Origin of the sequence: Streptomyces sp. NPDC051940 (assembly GCF_040680895.1) — a bacterium.
In the GTDB taxonomy this organism is placed as follows: domain Bacteria; phylum Actinomycetota; class Actinomycetes; order Streptomycetales; family Streptomycetaceae; genus Streptomyces.
Map to the genome: position 1 here is coordinate 1 of NZ_JBFAXR010000228.1, position 6,498 is coordinate 6,498.

Here is a 6,498-nt window from a genome sequence, read left to right on the forward strand (position 1 = left end):
CTCCGAGCGGACGCCGCCGGCGGGAAGCACGGCGGCAACTCGCCCAGGTTGCACGCTGGTTGCGCCGTCCCGGGTGCTTTCGGGCACCCGCCCCGCTCGTCTTCTTCCGGGGGGGTCAGGCGGCCGGCCGGTGTACGGCGAAGTGGAAGCAGCCGTACTCCACGGCCCGTACGTGCACCTGGACCACGGCCGGGTCGGCGAAGGCCGCGTCGAGCGTCCGGTCGAAGGCCGCCTGCCCGTCCTCGGGGATCCGCAGCATCTCGCCGCCCGCGATCCGGCCCTGCGCGTCGTAGCGCCGGAACGCCCGCAGCGCGCCCTGCCGCGTCCAGGGGTAGCCCTCCCCCGGCCCGTCGCACTCCGCGGCGTGGACGAACACCGGCCCCTGCTCGTCGTACGCCCCCGGGTCGACTCCGGTCGCGGCCGCCCAGCGGCGCAGCGGCGCGTAGCTGACCAGCGCGATGTCCTCGCCCTCGGCGGCGGACCGCAGGCAGCAGCGCAACGGGGCTCCCGCCTCCTCGGCGGTGAAGGGCCGCATGGGGCGGCCGGCGTCGTCGCCGGCGCGGAGCTCCTTCAGTACGTCGGCGGGGATGGCCTGGGGCGTGTAGGTCGTCGTCATGCCCTCGAGTCTGGTGCGGCGGGCGCCGGGTGTCCGGCAGGAATCCGACGTCGCGTTCCCGCCCCTCCCGGACGCCGGTCAGCCCGTGCGCTCGCTGGAGGTGACCAGCGCCCGCAGCAGGGCGGCCAGCTGCGCCGCCTGCTGGGGGGTGAGCCCGGCCAGCGCCTCGCGCTGCACGCGCAGCCCCGCCTCGGCGGCCTCGTCAGTGAGCTCCAGCCCGCGTTCCGTGAGCGTGACCCGCAGGCCGCGGCGATCGTTCGGGTCTGGGCTGCGGGTGAGCAGCCCGGCCCGCTCCAGCTTGTCCAGCCGCCCGGTCATCCCGCCCGTGGTGAGCAGCGTGGCGGCGGCCAGCTCGCGCGGGGAGAGGGTGTACGGCTCGCCGGCCCGGCGCAGCGCGGAGAGCGCGTCGAACTCGCCGCGCGAGAGTCCGTAGCGGCCGTACGCCCTGGTCATCCGGGCGCCGACCGTGTCGCCGATCCGGAAGACGCGCGCGAGCACCTCCATCGAGGAGACGTCGAGGCCGGGGTTCACCTCGCGCCACTGGGCGGTGATCACGTCGACGGCGTCGGTGGCGGGGCGGTCGGCGGCAGTCATGCGGAACATTCTGGCTCCCCGCCCGGTTTACTCGCAAGCAAGTGACTCGGAAGCAAGCCACTTGCGAGCAAGTAGCTTGCTGGTAAGCTATTAGCTGTCGTAAGCAATCCAGGGGGAGGCCGCCACCATGTCCCGCACCACCGGGCAGTCCCGACTCGGTGTGACCGCGCTCACCGCGCTCGCACCGCTGTTGTTCGGCTCGACGTTCGCCGTCACCACGCAGCTCCTGCCACCGGACCGCCCCCTGTTCACCGCCGCGATGCGCGCCCTGCCCATCGGGCTGGTGCTGCTCGCGTTCGTACGGGTGCTGCCGAAGGGCTCCTGGTGGTGGCGGGCGGGCGTGCTGGGCATGCTCAACATCGGCGCCTTCTTCCCGCTGCTGTTCATCGGCGCGTACCGGCTGCCGGGCGGCGTCGCCGCCGTCCTGAACGCCGTCGGTCCGCTGCTGGCCCTCGCCTTCGCCGCGCTGCTGCTCTCCGACCGGCCGGGGGTGCGGCCGGTGCTCGCGGGGCTCGCGGGCGTCGGCGGCGTCTCCCTCGTCGTACTGCGCGGGAACGCCTCGCTCGACCTGGTCGGTGTCCTCGCGGGGCTGACCGCCGTGACCTCGATGACGCTGGGGACGGTCCTGGGACGCAAGTGGGGGCGGCCCGAGGGTGTGGGCGCGGTCGCCTTCACCAGCTGGCAGCTGGTGGTGGGCGGGCTGTTCATCGCGCCGCTCGCGCTGCTCGTCGAGGGGGCGCCGCCCGCGCTCTCCGCCTCCGCGGTCGGCGGGTACCTGTATCTGGCGGTGTTCACCACGGCCGTGCCGTACACCCTGTGGTTCCGCGGGATGACCCGGCTCACGGCGCCGTCCCTGTCGTTCCTGAGCCTGCTCAGCCCGGTGTCCGCCGCCACGATCGGGTGGGTGGCGCTGGGGCAGTCGCTCACGGCGGTGCAACTGGCGGGTATGGCCGTCGCCCTGGGCAGCACGGTGCTCGGCCAGACGGCCGTGGCGGCGGGCCGGCCCGGCGGGAGCCGGCTGGTCGCGTCGTCGGCGGCCCGCCCCGCTGCTGCGAACCGGTTGCTGCGCACCCCCTCGCGGTGATTGCGTAGCGCCCAGGCGTAGTACGCAGTCGACCCGACGGGGGGCCGTATGTCCGATCAGCTGCCGGACGGTGAGGACGGGTTCGTCGCGCGGATCGAGGCCCACCGGGCCGAGCTGCGGCGGCACTGCTACCGGATGACCGGGTCGTACGACGAGTCCGAGGACCTGGTGCAGGAGGTGCTCCTGCGGGCGTGGCGGGCGCGCGGCAGCTACGAGGGCCGGTCGAGTCTGCGGACCTGGCTGTACCGGGTGGCGACCAACACCTGCCTGGACCATCTGCGCCGGGTCACCCGGCGGCCCGCCGTGTACGAGCCGATCCCGGGCATGGACCACGGCAGCGACGATCCCCCGCCGCGGATCGCGTGGCTGCAGCCCTACCCGGACGAGACGTTCGCGCACGTACCCGCCCCGGACGACGGGCCGGCCGTCGCCGCGGAGCACCGCGAGACGATGGAGCTGCTGTTCCTCGCGGCGATCCAGCACCTGCCGCCCCGGCAGCGGGCCGCGCTGATCCTGCGGGACGTACTGGAGATCCCCGCCGCCGACGCGGCGGACATGCTCGACATGAGCGTCGCCTCGCTGAACAGCGCCCTGCAGCGGGCCCGCCCGACGATCCGCGGCCACCTCCCCCGCCACCGCGCCGAGTGGGCGCCCGCGACGGGCCCGACGGCCGAGGAGCGGGAGGTGCTGCGGCAGTACATGGAGTGCGCCGCGGCCATGGACGTCAAGGCCATGGCGGGCCTGCTGAGCGAGGACATCCGGCTCACGATGCCCCCGAACCCGTACTGGTTCACCGGCCGCGACACCCTGCTGCGGTTCCTCGCGCCGACGCTCGACCCGGACTCCCCCACGTACTTCGGCGAATGGCGCCATCTGCCCACCGCGGCCAACGGCATGCCCGCCGCCGGGGGTTACGTGCGCCGGCCGGGCACCTCGGTCTACCGTGCCCAGGTGCTGGACGTGCTGCGCGTCGAGGGCGGGCGGATCGCGGAGATCACGTCGTTCGAGCCGCATCTGTTCCCCGTGTTCGGCCTGCCGCTCGTCCTGCCCGGATCCGGCCGATGATTTTTTACGGCCCCGCGCGTCAGTACAGGCGTCACCCACCGGCGTAACAACGAGAAGGACCACGAACCATGGGCATCCTCACCGGCAAGACCGCGATCATCTACGGCGCGGCGGGCAGCATCGGCAGCGCCACCGCCAAGTCCTTCGCCGAGCAGGGAGCGCGGGTGTATCTGGCCGGGCGTACCCGCGAGACGCTGGAGGCGGTCGCCAAGGAGATCACCGCGGCGGGCGGTCTGGCGAGCGCGGCGGTCGTCGACGCGCTGGACGAGGACGCCGTCGAGGCGCACGCGGCGGCCGTGGCCGCGGAGGCTGGCGGCATCGACATCACGTTCAACCTCGTGCCGCGCGGCGACGTCCAGGGCATCCCGCTGGCGGACATGACGGTGGCCGACCTCGTCCGCCCCGTGACGAACGGCCTCACCTCGAACTTCATCACCGCCCGCGCCGCCGCCCGGCGGATGGCCGAACAGGGCAGCGGCGTGATCCTCACCCTCAACTCCGGCTCCGCGTACGGAAGCCCCATGATGGGCGGCACGGGCCCGGCCGACGGAGCGCTGGACACCCTGGTCCGCAACCTCGCCCTGGAGCTCGGGCCGAGCGGGGTCCGCGCGGTGGGCATCTACTGCGCCGGCGTCCCGGAGACGCTGACCCTGGAGAAGCTGAGCGCGGTGAACGCGAACATCACGGAGGAGGCGGTCCAGGGCATCCTGGCCAACCTGGACTCGATGCGGATGACCCGCCGCAGCCCGTCCCTGGCGGAGATCGTCGGCACGGCCACATTCCTGGCCTCGGACCAGGCGGGCGGCATCACGGGCACGTTCGTCAACGTGACGGGCGGGATGGTCGCGCGCTGACGTCAGCCGGCGGCGACGGCCATCACCCCCAGCAGGCAGGCGCCGACGCCGACCTGCTGGGTGCGTTCCAGCCGCTCGTGCAGGAAGACCCGGGCAAGGACCAGGGTGACGACCGCGTGCAGCGACCCCAGCACGGCGGCCACGCTCACCAGCCCGTGCGTCGTGGCCGTGGCGTACAGCGTGTCCGCGGCCACGATCAGGCAGCCGATCAGGGCGACGGGCGCCAGGTCGGCGCGCCCCACCCCCAGCCGCCGGCGACGCGCCAGCGCCGCCGCGGCGAGGGCGGCGACCGCGGTGGACCGGGCCGTCAGCAGCGCCCACCCGATGTCGCCCTCGCTGGCCCGGCCCATGGCGAGGAAGAAGGTCCCGAAGCCGAGCGATGCCAGCAGTCCGTAGGCGACGCTCGGCAGGACCCGGGCACCGGCCTCCTCGGCGGCGCCGGCGGGCCGGTGCGACGTGACGGCCACCCCCGCCAGCACCAGGGCCAGGCCCGCGAGTTGCACAGGCCCCGGCAGCTCCCCGCTCGCCAGGTCGGCCACCAGCGGAACCACGGGGGCGGTCGCCGCGACGGGCGCGACGATGCCCATGGTGCCGACGGCCAGCCCGCGGTAGAGCGCGGCGATGCCCACGGTCTCGCCCAGCCCCGCGGCGGCGGCGTACGCCAGATCGCCGGCCGCGCCGGGACCCTCGCCGCGGCCGGCCACGGTGACGGCGAGGAGGGCGAGGGCGACCGTCTGGGAGATGAACAGCACCGACAGGACGGGCAGGGCCCGGCTCTTCACACCGCCCAGAAAGTCCGAGGTCCCCCATCCGAGACTGGCGCCCAGCGCCAGCAGGACAACGCTCATGGATCCTCCGTCCGCTCCACCGGCCTCACGCGTCCGTGCCCGACGACGGCGGCCGCCGCAGGCGCAGCCGGGCCGGCAGGAGGGCGCCGACGGCCAGTGTGCCCACGCCGACCGGCGGCAGGAAGCCGAAACGCAGCCCGACAGAGACGCGGACGTCCACGCCGGACCGGCCGTCGAGGCGCATGACGACGACGGACCACGCACCGTGGGTCTTGTTCCAGGCCAGCGTCTGCCTGCCGGTCCCCGACGAGGTCGCCACCCAGAACGGCTGCGCCGCCGGATCGGCGGCCCGCCCGGCACCCGGTGTCTCGCGGAAGACCGCCCGGAAGGGACGCAGGGTCGCGGAGACGAACTCCTCGTGGGCGCTCCCCCGCAGATACTCCTCCACCCGCTCCCTGGGCCCGATCCCGACGAACAACGGGACGGCGGGGTCGACCGGCTCGACGACGATCCGGACCCGGGCCAGCTCTCCGAGGTCGGGGTCCGGGTCCGCGGCGTGCGCCGAGTTCGCCCGTACGTCTATCTCGTCCGACTTCAGCGCGGTGGTACCCGTCTCGAAGTGCTGGGCCCCGGTGCAGAAGTAGCCCCCGCCGGCGGCCTGCCAGACCGTCGCCGCGGTGGCGCAGACCCCGATGACCAGCAGCGCGACCGTGGCCGCCCAGGCGAGCCGGCGAGACTGGGCTTTCATCGGAACCGTCCGATCGCCGAGCTTTTATGACACGACTGTGCTAGTACGCTGAATAGTAGCACGGCTGTGTTATAAAAGCCTCATGCCCAGAGTCGTGGATCCCGTGGAGCGCAGGCGCAGTGTGGCCGCCGCCGTCTGGCGGGTGGTCCGCCGCGACGGACTGGACCAGGCGTCCGTACGCAACGTGGCCCGCGAGGCGGGGCTGTCCATGGGATCGCTGCGCCACTACTTCGCCACGCAGTCCGAGTTGCTGGTCTTCACCCTGCGGATGGTCATCGAGCAGATCGAGCGGCGCATCGAGCGGCTGCCCGCCGAGCCGGACCCGCGCCGCCGGGCCGAGCAAGTGCTGGCCGAGCTGCTGCCCATGGACGCCGAGCGGGCCGTGGAGAACGAGGTATGGCTGGCCTTCACCGCCCGCGCCCTGGTGGACGCCGAACTGCGAGCGGTGCGGGACGAGGGGTACGACGCCCTGCGCGACGGCTGCCGGGCGCTGGTGGTGAGCCTGGCACCGGCCGGTCTCCCGGCGGCGGACGTGGAACGCGAGACCGACCGGCTGCACGCCCTGGTGGACGGCCTCGCCGTCCACGCGGCGATGCGCCCCGGCCTCACCACACCCGACGGGATGCGTGCGGTCCTGGCGGGGCACCTCGACGAACTGGAGGCACAGCCCCCAGCCCTCGCCGTCGTACCGCACACGGCGCAGCTCCTTCAGCGTGCGGGCGTCGCGCTCCAGGGCGACGCCCTCCTGC

Annotated in this window: 7 protein-coding genes and 1 pseudogene; 4 read left to right on the forward strand and 4 right to left on the reverse strand. The window is 73.9% G+C overall.

Annotation, left to right across the window (positions count from 1 at the left end; genetic code table 11):
* Positions 1 to 115 precede the first annotated feature (115 nt).
* Entirely contained in the window at positions 116 to 616 is a 501-nt protein-coding gene (locus tag AB0M28_RS39345; protein ID WP_365415465.1) for a DUF1203 domain-containing protein, read from the reverse strand.
* Between the two features lie 78 nt (positions 617 to 694).
* A complete protein-coding gene (locus AB0M28_RS39350) occupies positions 695 to 1,210 on the reverse strand; it encodes a MarR family transcriptional regulator (protein WP_365415467.1) in 516 nt (171 codons plus the stop codon).
* Between the two features lie 127 nt (positions 1,211 to 1,337).
* Here AB0M28_RS39350 and AB0M28_RS39355 point away from each other — a divergent pair, with 127 nt between their 5' ends.
* From AB0M28_RS39355 to AB0M28_RS39365, 3 genes are all read left to right on the forward strand, one after another.
* Positions 1,338 to 2,294, forward strand: coding sequence for an EamA family transporter (locus tag AB0M28_RS39355; RefSeq protein ID WP_365415469.1), 957 nt, complete (start codon positions 1,338 to 1,340; stop codon positions 2,292 to 2,294).
* A 48-nt stretch (positions 2,295 to 2,342) separates the two neighbouring features.
* Complete coding sequence (locus AB0M28_RS39360) at positions 2,343 to 3,359, forward strand: RNA polymerase subunit sigma-70 (RefSeq protein WP_365415470.1); 1,017 nt, start codon at positions 2,343 to 2,345, stop codon at positions 3,357 to 3,359.
* A 68-nt stretch (positions 3,360 to 3,427) separates the two neighbouring features.
* Positions 3,428 to 4,213, forward strand: a complete 786-nt coding sequence (locus AB0M28_RS39365; RefSeq protein WP_365415472.1) for an SDR family oxidoreductase — start codon at positions 3,428 to 3,430, stop codon at positions 4,211 to 4,213.
* 2 nt (positions 4,214 to 4,215) lie between these two features.
* On the opposite strand, the gene AB0M28_RS39370 is transcribed toward AB0M28_RS39365, so the two are convergent.
* On the reverse strand, positions 4,216 to 5,061 hold the full coding sequence (locus tag AB0M28_RS39370; RefSeq protein WP_365415473.1) for a DMT family transporter: 846 nt from the start codon (positions 5,059 to 5,061) through the stop codon (positions 4,216 to 4,218).
* 25 nt (positions 5,062 to 5,086) lie between these two features.
* On the reverse strand, positions 5,087 to 5,749 hold the full coding sequence (locus AB0M28_RS39375; protein ID WP_365415475.1) for a hypothetical protein: 663 nt from the start codon (positions 5,747 to 5,749) through the stop codon (positions 5,087 to 5,089).
* Between the two features lie 82 nt (positions 5,750 to 5,831).
* Here AB0M28_RS39375 and AB0M28_RS39380 point away from each other — a divergent pair.
* Positions 5,832 to 6,347 (forward strand): annotated as a pseudogene (locus AB0M28_RS39380) (TetR family transcriptional regulator C-terminal domain-containing protein); the annotation flags it as partial.
* Between the last annotated feature and the right edge of the window lie 151 nt (positions 6,348 to 6,498).